The sequence below is a fragment of the Coprobacter fastidiosus genome, from assembly GCF_030296935.1.
GTDB classification, from domain to species: Bacteria; Bacteroidota; Bacteroidia; order Bacteroidales; family Coprobacteraceae; genus Coprobacter; species Coprobacter fastidiosus.
Window position 1 is genome coordinate 1,053,460 of the sequence record NZ_AP028032.1, and the last position, 24,286, is coordinate 1,077,745.

General features: G+C 38.8%; 14 protein-coding genes. All 14 read right to left on the bottom strand.

Annotated features, from left to right (window positions below; all coding sequences use genetic code 11):
• Positions 1 to 10: 10 nt before the first annotated feature.
• The gene (locus QUE35_RS04320; protein ID WP_009316689.1) at positions 11 to 1,750 is read right to left on the bottom strand and encodes a class I mannose-6-phosphate isomerase; all 1,740 of its coding nucleotides are present in this window, start codon (positions 1,748 to 1,750) and stop codon (positions 11 to 13) included.
• Between the two features lie 10 nt (positions 1,751 to 1,760).
• The gene (locus QUE35_RS04325; protein ID WP_009316688.1) at positions 1,761 to 3,707 is read right to left on the bottom strand and encodes a glycoside hydrolase family 30 protein; all 1,947 of its coding nucleotides are present in this window, start codon (positions 3,705 to 3,707) and stop codon (positions 1,761 to 1,763) included.
• Complete coding sequence (locus QUE35_RS04330) at positions 3,704 to 4,816, bottom strand: glycoside hydrolase family 88/105 protein (protein WP_009316687.1); 1,113 nt, start codon at positions 4,814 to 4,816, stop codon at positions 3,704 to 3,706. Before QUE35_RS04330 ends, QUE35_RS04325 begins: the two co-directional genes overlap by 4 nt.
• A 19-nt stretch (positions 4,817 to 4,835) precedes the next feature.
• Entirely contained in the window at positions 4,836 to 6,362 is a 1,527-nt protein-coding gene (locus QUE35_RS04335; RefSeq protein ID WP_022601297.1) for a sulfatase, read from the bottom strand.
• Positions 6,363 to 6,374: 12 nt separating this feature from the next.
• Entirely contained in the window at positions 6,375 to 8,129 is a 1,755-nt protein-coding gene (locus QUE35_RS04340; RefSeq protein ID WP_031258632.1) for a hypothetical protein, read from the bottom strand.
• 8 nt (positions 8,130 to 8,137) lie between these two features.
• On the bottom strand, positions 8,138 to 9,721 hold the full coding sequence (locus tag QUE35_RS04345) for a glycoside hydrolase (RefSeq protein ID WP_031258630.1): 1,584 nt from the start codon (positions 9,719 to 9,721) through the stop codon (positions 8,138 to 8,140).
• 12 nt (positions 9,722 to 9,733) lie between these two features.
• Positions 9,734 to 11,722 (bottom strand): glycoside hydrolase family 2 protein, encoded by a 1,989-nt coding sequence (locus tag QUE35_RS04350; RefSeq protein ID WP_022601294.1) that lies wholly within the window; start codon positions 11,720 to 11,722, stop codon positions 9,734 to 9,736.
• A 6-nt stretch (positions 11,723 to 11,728) separates the two neighbouring features.
• Complete coding sequence (locus QUE35_RS04355; protein WP_022601293.1) at positions 11,729 to 13,678, bottom strand: heparinase II/III domain-containing protein; 1,950 nt, start codon at positions 13,676 to 13,678, stop codon at positions 11,729 to 11,731.
• Positions 13,679 to 13,690: 12 nt separating this feature from the next.
• Positions 13,691 to 14,404: an SGNH/GDSL hydrolase family protein gene (locus tag QUE35_RS04360; protein WP_022601292.1), complete on the bottom strand. Its 714-nt coding sequence runs from the start codon at positions 14,402 to 14,404 to the stop codon at positions 13,691 to 13,693.
• Between the two features lie 12 nt (positions 14,405 to 14,416).
• Positions 14,417 to 17,170, bottom strand: coding sequence for a DUF8487 domain-containing protein (locus tag QUE35_RS04365; protein ID WP_022601291.1), 2,754 nt, complete (start codon positions 17,168 to 17,170; stop codon positions 14,417 to 14,419).
• 35 nt (positions 17,171 to 17,205) lie between these two features.
• Positions 17,206 to 18,078: an endonuclease/exonuclease/phosphatase family protein gene (locus QUE35_RS04370; protein WP_022601290.1), complete on the bottom strand. Its 873-nt coding sequence runs from the start codon at positions 18,076 to 18,078 to the stop codon at positions 17,206 to 17,208.
• A 95-nt stretch (positions 18,079 to 18,173) separates the two neighbouring features.
• Complete coding sequence (locus tag QUE35_RS04375; protein ID WP_122329742.1) at positions 18,174 to 21,347, bottom strand: glycoside hydrolase; 3,174 nt, start codon at positions 21,345 to 21,347, stop codon at positions 18,174 to 18,176.
• Positions 21,348 to 21,436: 89 nt separating this feature from the next.
• Positions 21,437 to 22,522, bottom strand: a complete 1,086-nt coding sequence (locus QUE35_RS04380; RefSeq protein ID WP_022602912.1) for a hypothetical protein — start codon at positions 22,520 to 22,522, stop codon at positions 21,437 to 21,439.
• A gap of 16 nt (positions 22,523 to 22,538) precedes the next feature.
• Positions 22,539 to 24,278, bottom strand: coding sequence for a RagB/SusD family nutrient uptake outer membrane protein (locus QUE35_RS04385; protein WP_022602910.1), 1,740 nt, complete (start codon positions 24,276 to 24,278; stop codon positions 22,539 to 22,541).
• Positions 24,279 to 24,286: the final 8 nt, after the last annotated feature.

Below are 24,286 nucleotides of genomic sequence, written 5' to 3' on the forward strand. Positions count from 1 at the left end.
ACCGTTTCATTTAAGCATTTAACCGAACAAAAGCTTTTATAGTAGCACAACGTTTTCCCGAAGCTGTACCATAAGGCGTTATCATGTATGTTCCGACCGAAGCCGGGACAATGACCGTTTCTGCATAATGAAGCACAAACGGTTCAAATCGTTCATCAGGACTCTCTATAATAACCTCATCTCCTTCCACCAAATTCAAAACGTTGACACTATTCCTTGTATAATGTGTTACCGTTCTTTCAAACCAATGCCGACGGGTTTCAATAAATTCATTTGGATGCAGTCCGGTCTTTTCCTCTATCCATCCGTCACCCTCCGCAACAACCTCCACACAATTCACCAGATATTTCAAAGCATACTCCGTGTCTCTTTTCCAATTTATTACATGACTACCATGTTCCACATTTATCGGCCGAGGTTTACCATCCAAACCTAACCGTTTCCAATCCCACAGTTTAAAAGTAAATATACTCGGGGTAGAACTTATCTCCAAAACCATTGCTCCAGCTCCGGAACAATGTACTGTCCCTCCCGGTATCAAAAAATGATCGTGTTTGAATGCCGGAAAACAATTGATATAGGGTTGCGGGTCAAAAATCATTTCTCCAGATTGGGCGCTTCTTAAATCAGCTAACATGCTTTCTTTATTGACATTCGTTTTTACTCCTAAAAAAACAGATGCCCCCTCTTCGGCATCAAGCAAATAATAGCTTTCATCCTGAGTGTAAGGAATATTAAATCTATCTCGTATATATTGAGTTGTTGGATGCACTTGTAAACTGAGATTCCCTCCACCTATAGTATCTAAGAAATCAAACCGTATCGGAAAATCCTGTCCGAAACGAGCTTCAACCGGTTCTCCAAGCAATTCGGAGGTTTTCAAATAAACTAAATTCACCGAAGGCATTTCAAAATCGGCACCATTTACTCGCAACATCAAGCTATTCTCCTCCGGGACACAATCGAAACACCAACCGAAATTATCGGCATTTTTATCTAAATCACAAACATCCTTCATCCACTGACCTCCCCAAGGGGCCGGATCAAAAAACGGAACAACTCTGAAAGGTCCCTCAATCGTCTTGGCAAGTCCCCGCATAAAAGTATCTTTACTTATCATCTTAGGAGTCAGTGGAATATTCATATCCAACCAATAGCAGACTTTCTCATATATACTTTTTTTAAGAGTATCACACACCTGCCAATCACAAAAATACCCTCGCTTGTATTGCCGGGCTGGTGATTCGTTTCGGACATCCACACCTAACGCTTTTATTTCATGACGACGAAAACGCTGTTGCAACTCCCAACGTGCAATATCTCCATATACCAACAAATCAGCATCAGGGCAAATCCAAGAAGCTCCACACCCCAGAATAATTTTTATGCCTTTTTCAGAAGAAATCCGTTTACGGAAAGCCGAAACTTTTTCATGATCAAAAAAATCGGAAATATTTAATCTTGTTCTATATCCGAACAATTCGTCATCAGTCACATACGGATAAGTCATATCGCGAACTTCATTTTCCGGTTTCATCAGACATTCCGTATTTATACACAAATCAGGATGCAGATTTATTAAACATTCATACAACTTATCCAAGGAAACCCCGACATAACAATCCACAACTAATATAAAATCCTTTTTTACAATTTCACGCTGCAATTGCGAAATTATATCCTCTATTCCTACCCATATCTCTCCCGTTATATTTGTTACCGGGAATTTATCATAATTTGACCTTCTCATATAAATAAATTCAATTCACATTTAATGGCCTTACCTGCAAATTATCAAAACATACTCTATTCCAATCAGATCCGACTCCAAAAAAACCTTTTACATAATTACGATCAGCCGGGATATCGGCCAATATACAATTATTGACTATGGCTCTGACTTCAGAGATTCCACATTCCAAAACAAAATGATTCCATGCAGAAGGATCAATTTCTATAACTCCCTCTTTTATAACTTTTTGATTTATAGATAATTTCCACTCCCCGCTATGTGTTATCTCTAATCCAACGCCGTGCGGAGCTGTATTGCTTTCGAACCATGACACTACTCCGAAAATCCGAGCACACCCTTGTTCTCCGATTTTAAAATCGGCAGATACAACATAATCACTACTGTTCGACGATCCGGCCTGCGTATATGGTTCCGGATTATTCTTTCCCCAAGGATCCCAACAAATCAACGATTCTGTTATTTGCTGTTGCAATACTCGGTTGCCATCCGGCAACTTCACAACCTCAAAAGCTCCTCCCTGATCAGATAACCAGCGCGGAGTAATACGATTTTTCTCATACGACTCAAAATTCTCTGTATAATATGCAGGAAATTCTGACTTTGCAGGAATAGGATGAATAGCCTTTCCTTTCTTTTGCCCTACCGTATTTGTTAACGAATAAATAGCATCCGGTGCAAGGGTCAAAATTAAACGCCCGTCCTTGACAGGGACAGATGTCTGTCGGATAAACTGATCTTTTTCATCACTTTTCCATAAACAAAATTCTGTTGAACCAATAAGAGAAACATCCAGAACAAGAGTATCCGGTCTATTTCCGGTTACGATAATCATACTATACAATTCTTTTCTCGGATGCTTTAAAGTAACATATGACAATCCCGTATCGGTTTCACCACAAGCATCATCTAAATAACGCCATCCCGGATCTGCAAACTGCGTCGTATGAGCTATCGCCCAAATAGCCGGACGCACATCATAATAACCGCACCACGGCATACGGGCTTCCATAGCTCCTACCCCATTCCAACTCACATTAGGGAAATATGCATCTACAGGACACCATATCAATGTTTTGACCGCACGACTCCGGATATAATTGCGATTCGTATTTCGCGCAAAAGTAAGAGCATCTTTCCAGTTTCCAGACAAAATAGATGCCTCACTTTCCCAAACAGGCATATCTAATGATTTCACGTCCTGTGTAGCATCGACATTCAAATAATGATACCCCAGGATATCTATATTTTCTTTCAGAATCGAATCATTCAATAACTCTCTCGCATAACTCCACGGCTCATGATGTTCAGGTGAAGAGCAATACATATCATTACCGACTATTTTTACTTTTTTCAACCCGTTTTTATCTAAAACCGGACGTAAAATATTTACGGCATAATTGCGGGATAAATCAGGTATATGTTTTTCATTCCACAATCCGCAATAAGCTATATCGATATTATGATAACGCTTCATTCCCTTTATATACGATGCTAAATACTCTGCATTGTCCATAGAATAAAAACCTCCGTCAAACCACCCCGGAGCCCCCCACTGCAATATATCGAAAATTATATTTCGGTTTCTTTTCAAAGCCTCCCGTGCCAACCACCATTCGTAGCCTCTTTCAAAATAAAACCGGACCGGATTCTGCATCTCCTGCCTCGTACGTGCATGAGAAGGTTCTGTTCCACAAGTAGAATTTATATCTCCTCCAAGCTCAAATTTAAAATGTTGTAACGAAGCTCCAAAATGAGGTTTAAATAAAAAATCCAATATATCAGACCTGTACGGTTCTGGATAATCAATAAGTAGACGTGACGAAGCACCAGCACTTACAGCACCAATACCTTCAAATTCCAATCCGGAACTTCCCCTATCTATTCGAATTACAGTCTGAGCAAATATTCCGGAAATTCCAGCAACGAACAATAAAAAAATTAAATATCGTCTCATTTCTCCATAAGCATTCTATAAATTTCAGTACCAGCCAATAGAAAAGCCCCCGTGCCATATACTTCTGTCATATCTGCCGATACTCTTTGAGGATCAGATCCGATGGCCTGCACCCAACCTAATTTCCCATCCGGATGTACTGCCCGCACAAGGGCACTCCACCCTTTTTCCATTATAGGAAAATATTTCTTTTCAGGCAGATATCCACGACGAATTCCCCAAGCCAAACCATATACAAAAAAGGCCGTAGAACTTGTTTCAGGCATTCGGTATGTTTCTGTATCAAGCATACTGGCATGCCAATATCCTTCATCATCCTGTAATCCGGCAACACGTTTCATAAGCTGCTGATATAAAGTTATATACTTTAATCGTGTCGGATAATTTTCCGGTAATTGGTCTATAATTACGGCCAGAGCCCCCGCTACCCAACCATTACCTCGTCCCCAAAAAACTGGAGCTCCATTCTTTTCACGCATTGACAAATAACGGGTATCTCTATAAAAAAGATTCTCTTTGCGGTCATATAGAAGCTCTACGGTTTCCCAAAACTCTTTTTCCATAAAATTCCAATACCGTATGTCACCCGTAATCTTTCCCATACGTGCATATACGGTAGGAGCCATAAACAAAGCATCACACCAGCACCAACGATCATGGGAATGCGGAGCCTCATAAGTCAGTTTTGCCTTTGAAGGATGATTCATTACCCACTCCAAACGGGCTTCTGTAGGTTGAAGCATTACCGGATCTTTATATTTTTCATATAACTGACAATAAAGCTGCGACACACAAATATCATCAGCAAAATACATACCCTTTGCCGGATGCCACCGTTCTTTTGCAGCAATTTTCTTCAACCATTCAAAATAAGAGTCGTCTTTCCACAATGAAGCCCATTCCGCCATTCCGATATACATTACTCCGTTAGTCCACATTACAGGAGTATGCGTCCATTTATGTAAATGTCGAGGATAATCCGCTATTTGCCAATCGGCAACACGTTTCATTACACTCATTAATGAATCGGGAGAAATTTTCGTATTTCCAGCTTTCATATACCCTACAAAAAAGATGCAGAATAATAAGCATACATATCTCAGTCTCATAACTCAATTATATTTCATTTCAATATTTTATTTCCTTATAATCCGGATTATATACAGGCATTTTTGCAGCACATGAGCACAACCATTCCTGCAGTTCTTTCTGTAAAGACAAAGCTCTTTCCTTTTGAGTTTCCGCCAAATTTTCCTTTTCAGAAATATCCATTTTAAGATTATATAATTCTATATGATCATCCTCATAAAACCATATTAACTTATAATCTCCTTTACGTATAGCTCCTGCCGGAGAATCACCTTTACCTCCATAATGAGGATAATGAAAATAAATAGCTCCCCGGTCAAAGACCGTATTCCCTTTCAATAAAGGTACAAGACTTACTCCATCTTTATGCTGGTAGGGTTTCAAAGTCGCTCCGGTAAGCTCCAGTATAGTAGGATAAAAATCCGTAGAAGAAACTGGAGTTTTACAAATCCCAGCCGAACCTTTCATATAAGGAGTCTTAATAATATAGGGGACCCGTATCCCGCCTTCATACAGCCAGCCTTTTCCTCCCCGTAACGGGAAATTAGAAGTAGGAGAACCTTCAGCTGTAGATAAACCACCATTGTCAGAAACTAAGCAAACGACCATATTATCATATAAGCCCTCTTTTTTTAAATAATCTAAAACTTTCCCCACATTTTCATCCATACTCCATATCAATGCAGCATATTCGGCATCACTCTGTATCGTACGTTCTTTCCAATGCCAAGCTCTATATGGAGTATTCCGTATCCAATCTTTATTTGTCGTAAAAGGTGAGATCGTATCCAAACCCATTTTCCGAGCCTTCTTCTCGAAATATTTCGTAACCTCAGGTTTCGCCTCTATCGGAGTATGCACTGCATAAAACGACAAGAAAAGAAAGAAAGGTGATCTTCCTGCCGAATCCATTAGTTTCAAACATTCATCTCCTAAACGATCCGTAAGGTACTCTCCATCCGGACCGTCCGATAACATCGGATTATGATAGGGAGAGAAATATGCTCCCCGTCCTCCTTTCTTCCGGACATCCCCGTTAGGTTTTCCCATTAACCATCCCCCGATATTCACATCAAAACCTTGATATTGAGGATAGAATAAAGAATCTTCAGCACAATGCCATTTCCCGACATAAAATGTTTTATACCCTTGTTCCCTTAATGCTTCTCCGATAGTAACTTCCTCAAGCGGCATATTCAACGGCATCTCAGGAGACAACATTTTATATTTGCTCAGTTTCTGTTTATCCAGGCCATATTGATAACCCGGAATCCAATCGGTGATCCCCGTTCGTGCGGGATTCTTACCTGTCATTATACTTACCCTTGCAGGAGAACTTACCGGAGCTGCGGCATATCCGTCCGTAAAAATCACTCCGTCTGCAGCAAGTTTGTCTATATTGGGAGTTTCATAAAAACGGCTTCCATTGTACCCGACATCTGCCCATCCATAATCATCCACAACTATGAACACGACATTCGGACGAGTCTGGGTTTGAGCCGTAAGCGGAAAAAATAACAATCCCGCCACCGGAAATAACGCAGAAGAAGAAACCGGATATTTCATAAAACCAGATTTTTAAAGCAAACTTTTCCAATTCCCGCTACAATAAGCAACAACCAATTTTTGTTGCAGGTCTTTATCTCCTGTGCGAAGACCGTAATTCATCAAATCTTGAAACAGATAATATTGCAGCCAATATCCGCGATGATATTTTTCACGCATCGAAAGTGCTTCTATCCACCATGCATACCAAGAGGTATTCAACCCGTATTTGTGTGCTACACGTACGGCTGTTTGTGCACGTTCCCATATTCCGTCCGACATACGTTTCATCATTTTAGTATAATCTCTGTATGTAAACGACGAAACATCGATCAGTTTAGCTCTATCATCAATTCCTAAAGCTTTCAAATCAAATACAGTCTCGAACTTCCCGTCACCATCCATATCGTATTCTACATAATCCAGAAATCCATTACCGTTTTTATCTGTATATTTTACCGTTGCGAACTTTTTAGGATTTTTATTGATCCAAAGACGATCCCAACCTTGATAATATTCCGTATTCTGATCTACACGCCAGCACCCCCATTCAGCTCCATATAAATGTAAACGACCATCTAAAGGACTAATATATAAATTACCTTTTCCCGAACAGTCCATATCCCATTCCCCTCGGTCTCCGGCCGCATCAGCCTGTGTATTATGGTCTAATCCTCCATTTCCCGCCCCTACCTTGAAAGGATCACGGGCTTCATAAAACTCAACACGCTCCCAACGATGACAATCATCATCTTCATCATAAACGAAATGAGCGCTTTCCCATTTTCCTCTATTGAAAATCAGATCGAATGCATTTTTATGATCAGGATAAATCAATTCATCCATTTGACGCCAACGCGGATCCATAAAAAATTTATCAGCTTCGGGCAAACCTCTCATATTCTTAAATACATGAACCTGATCCATATAATCAAATCCGCCTCCTCGAAGACCTAAAGTAAAATCGAAATCGAAATCATTTCCCGGAGCATTATCATTATCCAAATCTACAGAAATGGACACCCAATCGATTACTCCTTCCAACTGCATATTTACATAATCATTCCAAGACGCTTTCTCATCCTTAGTACTCGGGGAATCCAACAAACGAACGGCAATCTCCGAAAGGCCATCTTTATCCGGATCATAAAACAAAAATGGATTCTCCCAATTAAGTCTTAAATCCCCCATATTATAGGTAGCCACATGCATTTTGGTAAATGCAGATTGTCCGCTATAATCCGTATAGAACGCTGCTCGTCCGCTTTTATTCCAGCTTTTTATTTGATAAGTATTCCAATCAATATAATTAAAAATATTGTCTTTATCCGTATCTAACAAAATCATCACATGCCCATTCGGCCATACTTCTGTAGCATGCACGGCCGGATAATCCATCACAATCTGCAGATCGGCTTTTCCATCATTATCGCTATCAACCCAATCGATTACCAAATCTCCGTCACCGCCATATATGCCATCTTTATTTCGGTCTATCAATAAACAGTCATTATCCATATCGCCTTCGATGTCCGTCCATTTCATATCTCGGTCATCATCGATCCAAAGAATAGGAACACTATCACCTGTCATAGAATAGATAGCCTCCGGCTTCCCGTCACCATTCAAATCCTCCAGTTTCGGTTTAAAACCGGGAGGGGGTAACGGCATCCGAAACGATGCGATACAAGACTCTTTCACACTCTTCATTTGAGCATGCGACACGCTGTTTATTCCCCAAAAGAACAAACCTATGCTCATTACAATACAAGCACTTAACCTATTCATAATATAACTTATTTCATTTCGGATACTAAAGTCACTAACGATCGAGCAGGAATAACGACCTTATTTCCGACATTACCTTTATATGATAAATCACACTCTTCAGAAGTAATATACTGTTTATATTTTACTGAAGCAACCTTCTTATTTCCTTTGAACTGAATATTCACAATATTTTCATCCTGAGCGAAATTGATAAAAACCAAAACCATTTTACCAGAAATCGGATCTTTATAAGCAGACACCATCAGCGATCGCACCGATTCTTCATCCGAAACTCCTTGCAAATTCGCAGAAATTCTCTGCATACCGGGACGAACAAACAGACTGTAATTTCCTAAAGCCCACATTAGTTTTGACGTTCTGTACACTCCGTCATATTTACAAGATTCTACTAACGGATTATCAAGCGAATTAGCTCCTTGAGGCGACCTTCCATCATCGATATAAATCAGACCGTCTTTATAATCCCATTCCGAAAAAGCAGTCCAAAACTGCCAAGAAGCCGCATTCGCATAAACTAGATCACTATGAATAACACGCGCTACATATAAGGCCGTATTCATCCCTATATCTCGTTTTCCACCGCCATACGGATTATCATCATTTTTCTCCATAGGGCAATATTCGGTCTGCCAATAAGCTGTACCGGGTAAATCCGTTTTTATTTTACGATTCAATCGTTTTCTCCAACTGATTAAGGAATCCAACGACCATGTTGACCAATAAGAATGTCCCGAAACAATAGGAGCGACATTTTGCAGTCCAGATATGCTATATTTTCCATCGGTAGCAAATATTTCTTCTATTTGATTACTTCTCAACGGATTATCTTTCACCCGTTCATATAAATAATTAATACAACCTGCTTCTCCAAAAACTACACGAGTATTCCCATTTATTTTTTTCAATTCTTTATCCAGACACCGGATCAAACGGCAACACTCTTCATTAGTCATTTGCATACCTTCCTGACCTGCATGAATCCAATTCCATTGAGGTTCATTAATAGGACTCAAATAGTCAAGTCCCAATTTTTCGCAAACGACAGCCATAAAATGAGCATAATCGACATATTTATCAGGTCTCAAATTAGCATAAGGTGTAGGCTCACTAGCCCGCGCCATTCCATTTTTCGACATAAATACAGGTGCCGAAATAGAAAAACCTAAGGTATAAGGAACTTTTCTCTCCCGGGCAGCTTGCAAAAACCATCTCTGTCCTTCTTGTTTTGACCAGTCCCAATTTCCCAAAGAATCTAAAAAACATTCGGTTCTACGCCATTCCGACGCTACGCCACCTCTCTCTCCAGCCTCATGGCTTCCCGAACCTATATTAAAACGCCAAAGCGTTAATCCTATCCCACGGGGATTTCCTTTGTCATCAAAATCGGAACTGAACAGATAATCGGCAATGGCATTTCTTTTTTCTAAAGGCCAATTTTTCCCGATATATTGGGTACGCCAGCAATCAGAAGCACCGAAACTGTGAATTGTCTGATGCACTTCATTAGGGAATACGACAACAGTATTCTCTTTTGAAAAAGCAAATGTGAACAAACTGCAAAGAAGAATAAATAACAACGACCTTTTCATACTACCTACATTTTAATACTCCGTAACTAAATACCCTGTCGGTCTGAAAATTTTCACATCGGGACGAGATAAAGGATCTAGCCCGTCAATCTCGAAAGTATATCGTTCTCCCGGTTTCAGATCGGGTAACTCCAATTTTTTCATACCAGTAACGGTCTTCCAGCATACTGTATATTTTCTTAAAGTATAGGAAGGCAGATCGTCTTTTACTTTTAAAACAACCTGGGCCTCTTTCCCAGAAGCTCGTATATGCAAATTTTCTACATATATAGGGGCTGCTAATCCTTTATAGACTTGAAATGAAGGCTTTTTATCAAACCACATCGAAGACAGTCCATGTACCCGCGATTTATATCGTCCGAAACCGGCTTCTCCGACATGAGTGCGATAATCGTTTAATGAAAAATAAATCACTCCGATAATAAACTTATTTTTAGCCCATTGGTCATAATGATAAGTCATTTCTACGACACGACGAGCATCTGCCCCCACAAAACGCGGCTCACACAATCCGTGTTCTGTAATCAATAACGGACGTCCTTTTAAAGCACGATTGTTAATCAATGCCAATTTATCGGGAGTCTCCTCCCTGCTCTTACCATGCCAAGTCCCCGTATAATCATTCCATGTAGGAATATCACCTAAAAGAGACTCGTCATTCTCAAGGCGATCAAATATCTCATTTGAAACCACCGTCACAAACCGTCCCGAATTATAATCCTTGGCATGGCGAATCAACCTCCGGTAAATATCTTTATCCGTATTATAAAATACTTCGTTACTTACTCCCCATGAAATTATCGACGGATGATTAAAATCCCGCTCTATCATTTCGTCGATCTGTTTTTTTGCTAAATCTTCTAATTCCGGAGTCAAATTCCCCGGAGCCTGCCACCAGGGAATTTCTTCCTGGACCAATATTCCCTTTTCATCCAACAAATCGAAATAGCGTTTATCATATTGCCAATGACAACGGGTAAGGACACAATTCAAGTCCTTTATTTGTTCCACAGCCTTTTCCATAACCCACAACGGTTCTGCCATACCGAACTCAGGATAACTGCCGGGCATATATTCTATTCCCGGAAGCCGAACAGGTTCGTTATTCAAAAGAAGCGTATCTCCCTTAATCTCGACTTTTCTTATTCCGAAACGTGTTGTATATGAATCTGATACTCTACCTTTCTGCACGCTTTTTATCTCCAGTGTATATAAATGAGGAGTATCGAAATGCCACAATTTAACACTATCCAATCTAAAATTCAATCGGGATATGCCATTTTTTATACTGGCCTCAAATGTCTTTTCAAAAATAGTATTCTGCGATTTCCATTCTTTGATAATTACGTCATAAGAAAGCTCCTTTATCTCAGGATTCCAACTTCTCACCTCTATATCCATATCTGCGGAACTATTACTAAAATCTATATCGTAACGAACAAACGCAGAGCGTACTGCAGGTTTTTCCAAAGCTAAAAGTTTTACCGGCCGAATAATGCCCCCATCATTCGGCCAATCGAATTTGGCTTTATAAGGCAGAGCATGTTCAGAAAAAGAGTTATCGACAGACACTGTTATTCGATTTTCTTTCCCATATTTTAGTAAACGAGATATGTCAAAAGAAAATTCCGTAAATCCTGATCCCGAATGTGTACCCACTTGTTTTCCATTGACCCAAACAACAACATCTCTATATACCGCATCAAAACAAAGGCGGACATGTTTACCCTTCCAATTCTCCGGAACAATCGTTCGCTTTTCATACCAAGCTTTTCCGAATATACGTTCCGTTTTATCTTCTACATTCCACGTATGAGGGACTGTTACATCCCGACCGAATTCAAAACCTTCTGTCCAAGAATCATAAGATTTATAATCTCGTTCTAATGCAAATTTCCATACTCCGCAAAGAGACATCTCCTCACGAGCAAAAAGACTTCCCGATATAAGAAATAAAAAGCTAAAAAAGACGATACTATATTTTATAATTATGTTTTTCATACTTTTCTATTTTAAATTCCAAATTGTTTGTATATTCATTTTCTCACCTTTTACTCTGATAATTAAAGGATAGCAAGGTTGTGTTTCTCGTTGCTCACTATGATTTTTCGTTATAACTCCGGGATTCGTGGGGGGTATTCCGGGTGCTACCCCGGTATAAAGTTCTATTTCATCACAACCAGGCTCGATTCGTATCTCTGCATCAGATGTCTGTATAGTAAATTTTCCTCGGACAATACACCGTTTCATATTCTGGATTTTTTCATATACAGGAGCATCTGTTATGGCTATTTCTTTCCCTACCTGAGGAAGGTCCAAAGGTTCTGTAAACAACAATACATAATCATAAACATGAGATCTCGACGACTCGCAAACAAAATCATCCGACAACCGATTTTTTTTAAGCGTCACACAACGTCTCATCTTTACACCATTATACGCACTATCCACTTCTGCTTCAATTGTACCTCCGGATGAAGACGGTAAAAAACGAACCAATTTCCCTGTAACCGGAGCTTGATCTTTACCATCGACCGTAACCGTATTATGCGCTAAAGATTTCCGATACCAAGTTGTAAAATCAGGTACGCCATAAGCCGACGTTCCCAAATCGGGTAAAATTTCACGTTTCCCGTTGTGAATAGATATGGATAGCTTATCCGGATGTCCATGTCCACCACCATACGGTCCATATTTTAAAACGACTGTTTTATCTTGATATCTTAAAACACCGACCCCGAGATCCTTAAAATAGGTACTCTTTCCATATTCGGGTTTTCCTTTTTGCTCCATCGATACCGGATTGAATAAAGCCTCAGCGGAAGTTCGGTTGACAAAACAATAACAACGCTCCAATATATTACGGAATAACGGATTATGAGACCTTGCATAAGCCAATTCATACAATTTAGTCTGCGCCAAAAGAGATTCTCCGTACCAACCGTCATTATGCGCCGGAAAAGAAAGATCGGCATATACACCTTGCGCCGGAGAAGCCAACATATCCAACAACTTACGATCATACAAATTTATATTTCGACAACGCAACGCTTCGGCAGATAGCATCATAGCTCTTAAAGGGTAATAATGATATGTCGGAGAACCTTCATTCCACCAGCCATCATCATGTACATGTTTTTCCATTAAGGCATGATATCCGCATTGTTTGTCATTCAGTGCAATATCGACTATTTTATCATCTTCCAAAGCAACTCCTAAAGCAATCAATCCGCTATTATGCCATACCTGCCAATTTCCTCCACCCCGACGTTTAAGCAACAACTCGGCACAAGGTCTCAGATAGCCGGTTTCTATTTTCTTTATCTCACCGGAGGACATTATCTCCTTTGCAACCGAATAAGCCCGGGCAGCATCACTCGCCCAAACTGACTCATCGAGACTTTGTCCGAACAGTTTGCCACTATTTAAGCCGGTTGCCACACGATTTATATTATGCTCGAAATAAGTGGGATATTTGTATGCATAATCAAGTAACATATCACGGATATAAATTGCATAGACCGTATCTCCCGTCGCCAAATACAAATAAGTACAGTTCTCCAGATATTGTAGATTCTCCGCGTGGACCTTATTTATCCATGCCCAATCATAGCGCTTGTTTCCTTTCCAATATTTCTTACATGCAGAGCAATAATGTTCATTCGGTTTATCCCATTCAAAACTAAAAGAAAGATTATGTACCGGGCAAAAATAATCATGAAGATGCCCCCCTTCTAACAAAGGAACTTCCATTTTATGAGAACGGCGTTCTTTTACTTTTTCTTTCATCGATTCTACAATTACACTGCCCCATAAAGTATTTGCAGAATTTCGAATGGCAACCTTATCCGAATCCGAAAAAAAATAGTAACCGTTCTGTGCACACAAAACGTATGGGAAAACAAATATTCCGATAATAATAAAAGTTCCTATTTTAATATAATTTCCTATTCTCATATATTTCTTTTCCTACCGTGAAACAAACCATTTCTCAATTGCCTTTAATACGACCTTATGCCCTTCTGCATTAGGGTGATTCGACTGACTCATGTATTCCCGAAGATCTTTCCCTTCCTTAGCCAAATCTTTGAACATAGCATAACTATCGACCAACCCCAAATGATATTTCGATGCCAAATCACGTATTTGCCGGGCATGCTTGGCTAATGGAGTATTCTCATCTAAAATATTTTCAGTAAGATCCGGAGTCGGGGTCATCAGAACAATCTTTATGTCTTGTTTCAAAGCCTGTTTAATCATCTTTTCCCAAGCCTTTAATGATCGTTCTAACCCTATACTCCTGTCATTCAATGCATAATCAATAAATAACAAATCCGGACGGTGAGTCAATACCTCTTTTTTAAATCGTTTTTCACCTTGTTCCGATTGTTCTCCCCCGATAGAAGTCGTAATCACGTTCACTACGGCATAAGGATAATGCTCTTTTATTGCATGAAGGGTCAAATGCGGATAAGCACCTAAAGTATTCACCACAGGAGTATTGGCATAACCGGACGGAACACTATGACCATGAAATACAATATTTATCGTCCGGTTATGCGGCCATGTCTTTACTAACTCATTTCTCAATTTATTAGCATAGCTTCCTGTTGCCGATTGGGCATTTACAACACAAACTATACAGACACCAAATACTACCGATACGAATCTTTTGATAAGCATAAAGAGATCTATTTAATTAAACAATACATCGACAGCCTGTTCGGACAGTTCTTCTTCCGGATGAAAATCAGGACTGCTTACATACTTCTTCAAACTATATAAAAATTGCCGTGCGACTGGTCTTTTATCCATATTCCGGAGCAAATCGATCGTACAGATCAACAATTCTCCTTTCCCGACTTTGGCTTCAGCGACTAACCCCAGCTTATTATTTTTATTCCAATCGGGAATCATCTGCAACAACGGCCTATAAGTCGAAGGTGTATGATCAAGATTCATCAATTTAGAAGGAATAACCAAATCCCACCACTGCCAATTAGAATGAAACTCTGTTGGGAAATATGCATATAACGGGTGCGAAGGATTACACAAAATACCTAATAATTCAGGAGGCATACCAGACCAGACTGCATTCCATGAAATCCCGGAGAAACACGATGAAACCGTAGTTCGGACATCTGCAGTATCTGCAAGTAAAAGTACTTTTCCTCCTTGTTTCAAGTACTCTTTCACTTCTGTATTCCATGAATTTACGATTTTTATCTCAGAAGGGACATTCACCTCCGGCAATACAGAGGGATATACCCATATATCCCATTGATTCCGATATGAAGTTCCTGAAATATCAAAAATGAGTTTCATCTGTTCCGCTTTTTTGATTCCTTTCAGAGAAATTTTTATTTTACCTAATGAATGCGGACTACCGATCGGTATATCTTTTGCCGGGAGCTTTCCTTGAGCATATATCTTGCCATCAGGATATTTCAACGTCCATTTCAGTACAGCCTTCTTTATATCCGATTTTCCGAAATTCGCAATACGTGCCTCACCGGTAAAAATCGAATCATTTGTCCAAACAAACGAAGAAGTCAACAATAACGGAAGACAAGGGGAAACCATGCTTTTAAATTCATCTGCAGTAACATAAGGTTTCGGATCCCAAAAAACATCGACCACACCTACAGGAGAAGTTCCTTGACCCGGAAAATCATTCAATTGCAACAAATGGTATCCAGCCATACCCGGTGTACGATAATAAGATTCGAATTCTTCTTTTTTTTGTATTAAATGAAATTTACCGGATGCACGTGTAAACTCCTCAGCTAAATCCAGCATATGATGATCCCGCAACGATTCCCTGAATATCTGATAATTATATGGTTTAAGAACTCCCGTATATTTTTTTATCTCGTCATAATTAGGATAAACACACCATTGACCTATTTCATGTGTAATCATCGGTATCGGATATTTTTTTACATACTCCGAATAATCATACAAAGTATTCAAGGGAGCAACATTAAAACGACTCTTTAAACCCTCTTTCCATCTATGAGGGCGTGCTCCATATAAAACGTTATATTGATTTTCAGGGACATAAGGATATGCAGCACTTCCTGTATAAAGATGTCTGGGATCTCGTTTCCAATGAGTTACCGATTCTGAAAGAAATTCTTTTACTCCCGAACCGCAAAGTTCATTTCCCTCACAGAAAAAGACAAAAGAAGGATGGTTTCCGTATTCTTTGAATATCCGGTCTGCCTCACGACGTAAAAAATCATTAACAGTTTTATCTTCTCCTACCGTAAACCGCCAATCAGAGTTCTCTATTTGCAAATAAATTCCTAAACTATCAGCAACCTTGAATGCTGCTTCAGGAGGACACCATGAATGAAAACGAACACAATTCAATCCGTAATCTTTACAGGTCTTTAGGATATGTAACCATCCCGATTCATCCATAACCGGATATCCGGTCAATGGAAATTCGGCACTGTTAACAGTTCCCCGTATAAATATTTCACGTCCGTTCATCGTAAAATGAGAACCTTTCACTCCCACCTCACGCATTCCGAATTTGACCTGTTTCGTATCGAAATAAGATTCTTTATCTGCTTTAACATTCAGAAAAAGATTTAACAGATAAAGATTCGGATCAAACTCATCCCATGTCCTGATCTGATCTCCAAGAGGTAAATCTATTTCCATAAAGATAAGCGAATCATTTCCGGTCACAGGAATTTTTTTCTTTGGAATATCAAAAAGATTATCCGCAGTTTTTCCCATAATTTCCAAATCACCTTTCAACGATAACTTATCGCTATTATTGAAAGTCACCTCCAAACGAGCCTTTTTGCCCTTAATATCGGGATAGACCTGCACATCCGATATATATACTTTGTCCGTAGCTCTTAGTTCTATTTTTCCTATAATGCCGTTCCAATTAGTTTGTGTTTCGGCACTAATGGCATGGCTATATTCAATATTATAAATCAGGTCATTATTTACACGTAAACGTATTGTATTTACCTCTCCGGGTTTCAAAAATTTTCCTAATGTATAAATATGGGGAACAGACAGACTTTCTTCCCGTCCGACATAAGCTCCATTAACCCATAATTTAGTTTCCCAATGGACTCTTTCAAGAAATAATGAAATCTCTTTCCCTGCCCAATCTTCCGGAATGAAGACCTTTTTTTCATACCATGCCGGACCTTTATATTCAAACATTCTTGTTAGTCGTATAGAAGAGAGTCCTTGTGTACGAATCCCTTTACCCGCCTCATCAGTAGAACCGGGTAATGTAATTGTTTCGGTAAGAGATGGAAACATCTGCAATCCATTACTCTGAAGACCCATCCCGAGAGGATCTGCTTTAAATGACCATATTCCATCTAAAGAAATTGTATGACATCCCGGTTGGGCTTGCATCTGAAATGCAAGTCCGACCAGAAAAAAAGGAAGAAAAAAAACTAAACGTTTCATAAGAGTGTATTTTCAAGGTATATCAATTTACCTTACTATTTATATTCAATAATTGCAACTACAGGAAAATGATCTGACGGATTACGTGCCTGAAATGCATTTTCCATGTTTTTCACAGGAATTCGATAAGTATCAGTCAATATTCCATACCGATCAACACTAAAATGCGATGTAAGAAATATATGATCGATACGGGTTGTAGTCTTTCTATTAGGATCAAAAGCATTAAAAGTTCCCGTTACAGCATAACGTATACCAGCACATTCATACGCATCCGATAACACTTTTGAATTCACAATCGTCATATAACATCTACTATTTTGATCCGCATTAAAATCACCGGTTAAGATAACAGGCAATTTACCTCCCGATTTCTTAATTTTCTGCAATACTAAAGAAGCGCTTTCATCTCTGGATTTTACTCCGACATGATCGGCGTGTAAATTAAAAAACATAAAAACAAAACCTGTCTGCTTATCCTTGAACTTTCCCCAAGTACACAAACGCACTTGATCGGCATCCCATCCCAAACTGGGATAATCAGGAGTAGAAGAAAGCCAAAAATTTCCTTCATCTAAAAGTTCAAAGCGATCTGTCTTATAATAAATAGCAGTAAACTCTCCCCTTTTCATTCCGTCATCACGTCCTACTCCAATATAATCATACCCCCGCAACTTGTTTTTCAGCTCTTCTACCTGATGAAACTTTCCTTCTTGCGTCCCGAATATATCAAAATCGTGATAACGGATTAAATCGGCAATAACAGGACAGCGCTGCCCCCACCCATTGCCATTAATCGAATCATTACGATTCGCAAACCGAATATTATATGAAGCAACTTTCATTTGGTGGGCTTCAAGTCCAAAACAATAAACCAAAAAGCAAATTAAATACAGCACCTTTTTCATAAACAAAATTCTTCTTTTTGTTATCAGCAAAAATAAAAATACCCTTCCTCAAATAGAATGGACAATTATCCAAACGAAATAGAGTATCTTACGATTTATTTGACAATCAATTTTTGAATTTCAGTTTCTTCTCCAGTATTTAATTTCAATACATAAACACCTTTATATAATCCATTTAATGGTAATACCGCTATCTCAGAATCCGGATTTGAAGAATAGATTATTTTACCATTTAAATCAATTAAAGATATTTTATTGACCGGAACTTCTGAACGGATGGTAACCTGATCTTTTGCAGGATTCGGATATACAGTAATCCGAGAATCGCTAACAGATTCAATTATGCCGGTATCGGAAAGATCCTTTATTTTACCGACAAAAGTAACAATTGATGTCGCCGGCATCGTATAATTCTCTGTAACAGCAATATCCGATCCTCGTCTTAAAGCATCATTCAGATTATTAGTCGTAATATAGGGAGTAAAGTGTGTTATTCCCATATTATTACTTAATCCGGATATATTCATACGTATCGAACGGGATTGTGTCGAAGCATTTATCACAACAATTACAAGTTCCTGGTTGATTTCATCGATATATGCCGAAACCATTTGGTTTGCAATTGCATCTGCGGCAGAGAGACCATCCAACCGCATTACATCGACCCGTTTCATGCCCGGACGGATAAACCGAGAAAAATTTCCCAAAGCATAAAGTAATTTTGTAGGACGGTATACACCATCTGTTTGCTGGTTATTCAAAATATATCGAATTAGAGCAAAACGTTCTTCATTGCCACTACTTGCATCTTTTTCGAATGTCGTCCACCATTGCCAACCGGAACAATCAGCCTCTACTAAATCATTATGAATAATCCGAGCCAATGATATTCCGCATTCCATCGGAGATAACGTACGGGAAGAGCCTCCGCTATGAATGGCCTTATAGCCATTTCCCAACAACGAATATTCAGTTTGCCAATACTCTAATTCAGGATCGGTCTCTTCTATTTGATCTCGCAACGCATTTCTCTTCTCTACAATATCCGTAGCAGAAGCATCTGTCCAATAACTATGAGAAGATACATAAGATGAAACCGAAGGAAGATCTTTTATCTTAAGATCAGACCGATCATCCCAAAAATTATATAATTGATTTGCATAATCTCCCGTACTTTCTTTCAATAAATAATTTATAGAGCCAGCTTCTGTAATAAACAACTTGGTATCAATACCCCTTTTTACAAATTCTGCATCGATCGCTTTAACTACATCCGAAACTTCTTGATTTGTCCAAGGAGTTCCCTCTTGCGATACGACTCCTCCGTCAGAAGTTGCATTCCACTCCCATTGAGGTTCATTCAAAGGACTAATATATTTAAAATTAATTCCTTGTTCTTTAAAATGGGAGACAACATCGGCTAAAAATTTCCCGAAATCATTGAAATGCTCTCTCTTCAAAATAGTCGATTTCGCATCACCGTATTCCCGAAATCCCAAACCTCTCACTGTATAATAGACAGGGGGAGAATTTTGCCAACCTATAATATCCGGCACATTATACGTTTTTACCGCTTTCTCCAAAAACCACTGCTGTCCGGCTTGTTTTGTCCAATCATATGTAGTCATATCCGGATTCAAGAAACATTCGGTACGACGTGTTTCATCCGAAATACGGCTGGCTGCTCCTTGCTCAGATGTCCCTGCCCCTATATTAAAACGCCACGCAGACAATCCTATACCTTTAGGCGTACCATTCGATAAAGTATCACAACTGAATAATAACTCCGCTAAATGCTCTTTTTTATTTTCCGGAAAATATTTTCCTATAAATTGAGTACTCCAACCATCTGATGCCCCAAAATTGCGTATAGTTTGCTTTTTCTGATCTACACAAACCGTAAATTCTGAAAAATCACAGAATTCAGCATCCCAGTCCCGAATTTCGTCCGAAGTAAGAGAACTTTTTTCTAAAGTTATCTCATCAAAAAGACCGGTACACGTATTTTCTCCACAACCAAAATCGATCTGAGAAAAAGGGTTTTCTTTATTCGTATATCCTGCGATCTGTTTTCCCAGAGCCCCATTCAAATATATTCGGTAATAAGGACTACCTCCTGCACTAAAAACCTGTACCAAAGATATGCTGTTCCATTTGCCGGAATATAATGGAACAGTTGCCATTTTCCCAGTAGTTCGGACAATCCCGTCTTCTCTAATCTTAAATTCAAACACGGCTTGCCCCGAAGTAATTTGTGAAACAAGCAATAAAGCTTCATCATTATTTTGACCTTGGAAACGGACTAACACCTTACCGACATCCTCCTCTTTAAACAAATCTTTAAAATATACAAAACTAAAAGATAACTCTTCTTTCATTAAATCGCCAATTTGCAAAGACATTCGGCTATCACTTTTAATGTCGGCTACATATCCTCTTACATTATTTTTTGTTCGTTCCACGTTTAAAGACGAACTTTCAATATTCTTCATGTCATCTTCCAATCCTGTTTCAAAAGAAAACCGCGCATAAGCTATTTCCCCGTCCTCAGAAACAGAAGGCTCTGGCAACTCTTTATCTTCAGCAAGTGCTGCAATCTGGTTAACGGCAAGAGCCGTATGATATATTTTTATATTATCGATACGCCCACTCATCGAATAACTTGTCTCGGGATTACATCCTAAAAAGATTTTTGAAATATTAAAATCTGAAAGATTCAGCAACGTTTCAAGCTCTCCCGACAACTTTCCATTTACATAATATTTTACTTGAATTCCTTTGAAAACAAGAGCAAAATGATACCACTGGTTATTTTCTAAAGGTTCTCCTGCGATCGAACGATAAGTTGAATAAGGCTTATTATCGATAACGATATAACTATCGTCCCCCCATGATGTTTTAGGAGTTAAATAGATATTGCTTCCGTCATCGGCATACAGTGCTAAAAACATCCGCCAATTTGCATTGGGATCGATATCTTCTCTTTTACCAAAAAAAGAGATGGTCATTTCATCCGATAATATATCCCCTTTCAACTGTAAGCAGCCTTTCAAATCAGCATCAAAACTCAGCACTTTTCCCTGCCGTATATCATCAGATATTACAGAAGCCCCATTTAATGTTTCGGCAATAACATTTCCTAAATTATCCGATGCTGTACCGTCCTCAAAATTTATATCTGCAATCTGTTTTGCTTTATTATCGCTAACCGACCATGCATATATAGGCAAAAGAAAACATAGACAAACAAATAAAGACATTCTTCTCATGGCTCTTTTTTTTAATATTAAGATTAAACAATAATGTCTCCGAGCTTCTATCAGAAGACAACGAAGACATTATTTCTCAACAATATCATTTAATGCGAAACAGAAACAGTCACCAGAGCTTGTTGAGTCAGCTTGGGATTACTATTCCCCATAAAATTATAATCGATCGTATAAGTAACGTCTCCTTGCGAAAAATCGACCGGAGTAACTCCCGATATTTGTTCAACACCATCGATCGTAACACGGCAATTTGTTCCATCCAACAAATTCGGATCATTGTTCATCGTCTCAAAAACCGGAATCACATTACTTAAATCAATATCATCGGCTAATTGCAATGTAATATTATACCGGTCATAATATGCAATATCACGAGTTACAGTCCCCTCTACCCCATTAATAGAAAATTTCGTCATTTTAGGAATCATAACCGGAGCTACATAATAATTAGAAATGACTCCGGATGCCGTAATAACTCTAAAATTTTGTATTTTCAGTTTACCATCCTGAACAAATTCTACAATTCGCGAAGCTGTAGAACCAGAAACGATTTTCTTTTCTTCCCCTACAGGATCAATCCAATACATTTCCGCCAAGCTCGACGATAACTCAAAATTAACCAATTGTTTTGCCTTAATCGAATTAAACGTCGCATCTCTCCACGCATCGAACAATATCGGACAGATCAACGAATCCGAAGAGATAAATTCTCCATACGAACTATAATATACCGTTCCTGCATATTCCGACATTCGGTATATATTATTTATTCTCAAATTATCCAATCCCCCGTCTAAGGCAACTACTTTAACAGTTACCGAGTCAACCTGAAATTCCCGCTCTCCATTTTCATTAATCGAAGAAGCGACCCATACAGCATTAAAAGTTCCCGGCTCTTGATAAGAATAAGAAAACGTACCATCCGAAGCTGCGGCAAAACCGGTATCTCCCTCCTTTCCATATACATGATTTGCATCTCCCGGATAAACGACATAATACTGTCCGGAACCCTTATTCACAAAATGAACCGATTCAAAGACATCATAAGTATCTTTTTCTATTTCAAAAGCAGCCTTAGGCGCTACATATAAATCCCGGAGATAACCGTTTTCATCGCACGAAACGAGCATCAGAACAGCCAATAAGCTATATAATAAAACTCTTATCTTTTTCATAACACTACTCTCCATTTTAATATCCAAAATTCTGTTCGATTACCCCATTGGAAATAGATATTTCTTCCTGAGGAATAGGAAATATTTCGTTTACTCCTTTTCTGAAATATTTTCCTCGCTCTCTGATTTTTCCAGACGGTTGTTCTACCGGAGCATTTTTATATACAGACGCCATTCTCTCGCTTAAAATACCCAAACGTGCAATTTCAAACCAACGGTCAAATTCTCCTGCCATCTCTATTCGTTTTTCTTTTAAGATAGCATCCTGCGTAACATCATAAGGAGCATAAGCGACATCTTGAAAATTAGCTGCCGGAATCGATATATATTGAGAATTAGGATTATCCGGATCTAACAATTTACGAGCACGTTGACGAATTTTATTCACATAATCGACCGCTTTACGAGAATCGCCGGTCTCATTTAATGCTTCGGCAAATAACAATAATGCTTCCGGATAACGCATTACACGATAATTTCGTCCGTTTGTAGAACCCTCGCTACGGAATATATAATATTTAACAAAAATCATCCCATCTCCATAATTAAACCATCCGATTTGAGGAGATGTCTCCTCTTGTTTATAATATTCACTGATCGTACGTCCTGTAATGGTAAACAATTTCCGAGGATCATTCTGAAATTGATTATTCAAATCATTTGTCGGTGTAATAGCTATTGTTGAAGAAGTTCCTCCTAACGAATTTATCAAAGAACCTCCACACGGCCAACTTTCATTTGTCGAAACTCCCGAGCCGGAATAATCATAATGATTTATTTCTATCAACGATTCAGGAGAAAACTCACCCTCAAGCCGGAATATTTTATCGAACTCATCCAATTGATGAATACTTACTACATCTTGTCCTGCAAAAACAGTCTCTTTGGTAGCCGAAGGATCTAATACCAAACGTTTTGCCAAAGACTCCCACGACTCATTAGGATAATTTTCATCGAATTTCAGTATTTGATTATAAGTCAAATTTTTACCTTCAATAAAAAATTCTCCAATCTCCCGTGCCTCTTGCCATTTTTGCTCCTTATCCACCAATGTCAACTTTACGCCCGGCGATGCTTCATATACCAATACTTTCATCAGCAATCCTAAAGCTCCGCCGACTCCAATCTGTCCGGCCTCAGTTAACTGATAACGACCTCTACGCAAAATCAGAATTGCTTCACGCAAATCCTTTTCGATATAAGCATACACCTCATCTAAAGAAGATCGGGGCACTACCATATTTCCCAAATCTACATCTTCAGGCTGTATCGATACACCGCCATAAGTTTTCACCAAATTAAAATAAAAAAGGGCTCTCAACAATTTGGCCTGTCCCAAAACTTCACGTATCTCTTTTTCGCTCGTACCATTTGCCCGATAATCGACATAGGGAGCCGATCTGATTACCTGATTAGCTTTATTGATACCCTGATAATTTATTTGATAACGTTGCAAGATATACGTATTTTCTGTATTAAACTGGAAATTAACCAATTGCCCCATTTCATTAATTTCGACATCTTGCTTATTCCAAGAATTATCGCTCATGGCCTCACCGAAAATAATTTCACTCAACTGATACTGTTGCGATTGCATCAGATTATAAACCGAATTTAATCCGATACGCAGATTATTCAAATCTTTATAAAAAACGTCCCCTTCTACCAATCCGGTCTGTTCAGGCTCAAAATAGTCCTCACACGACGAAAAAAACAACGGGTACATTGCTAAAAGAATATATATCAACTTTTTCATATTCGAAA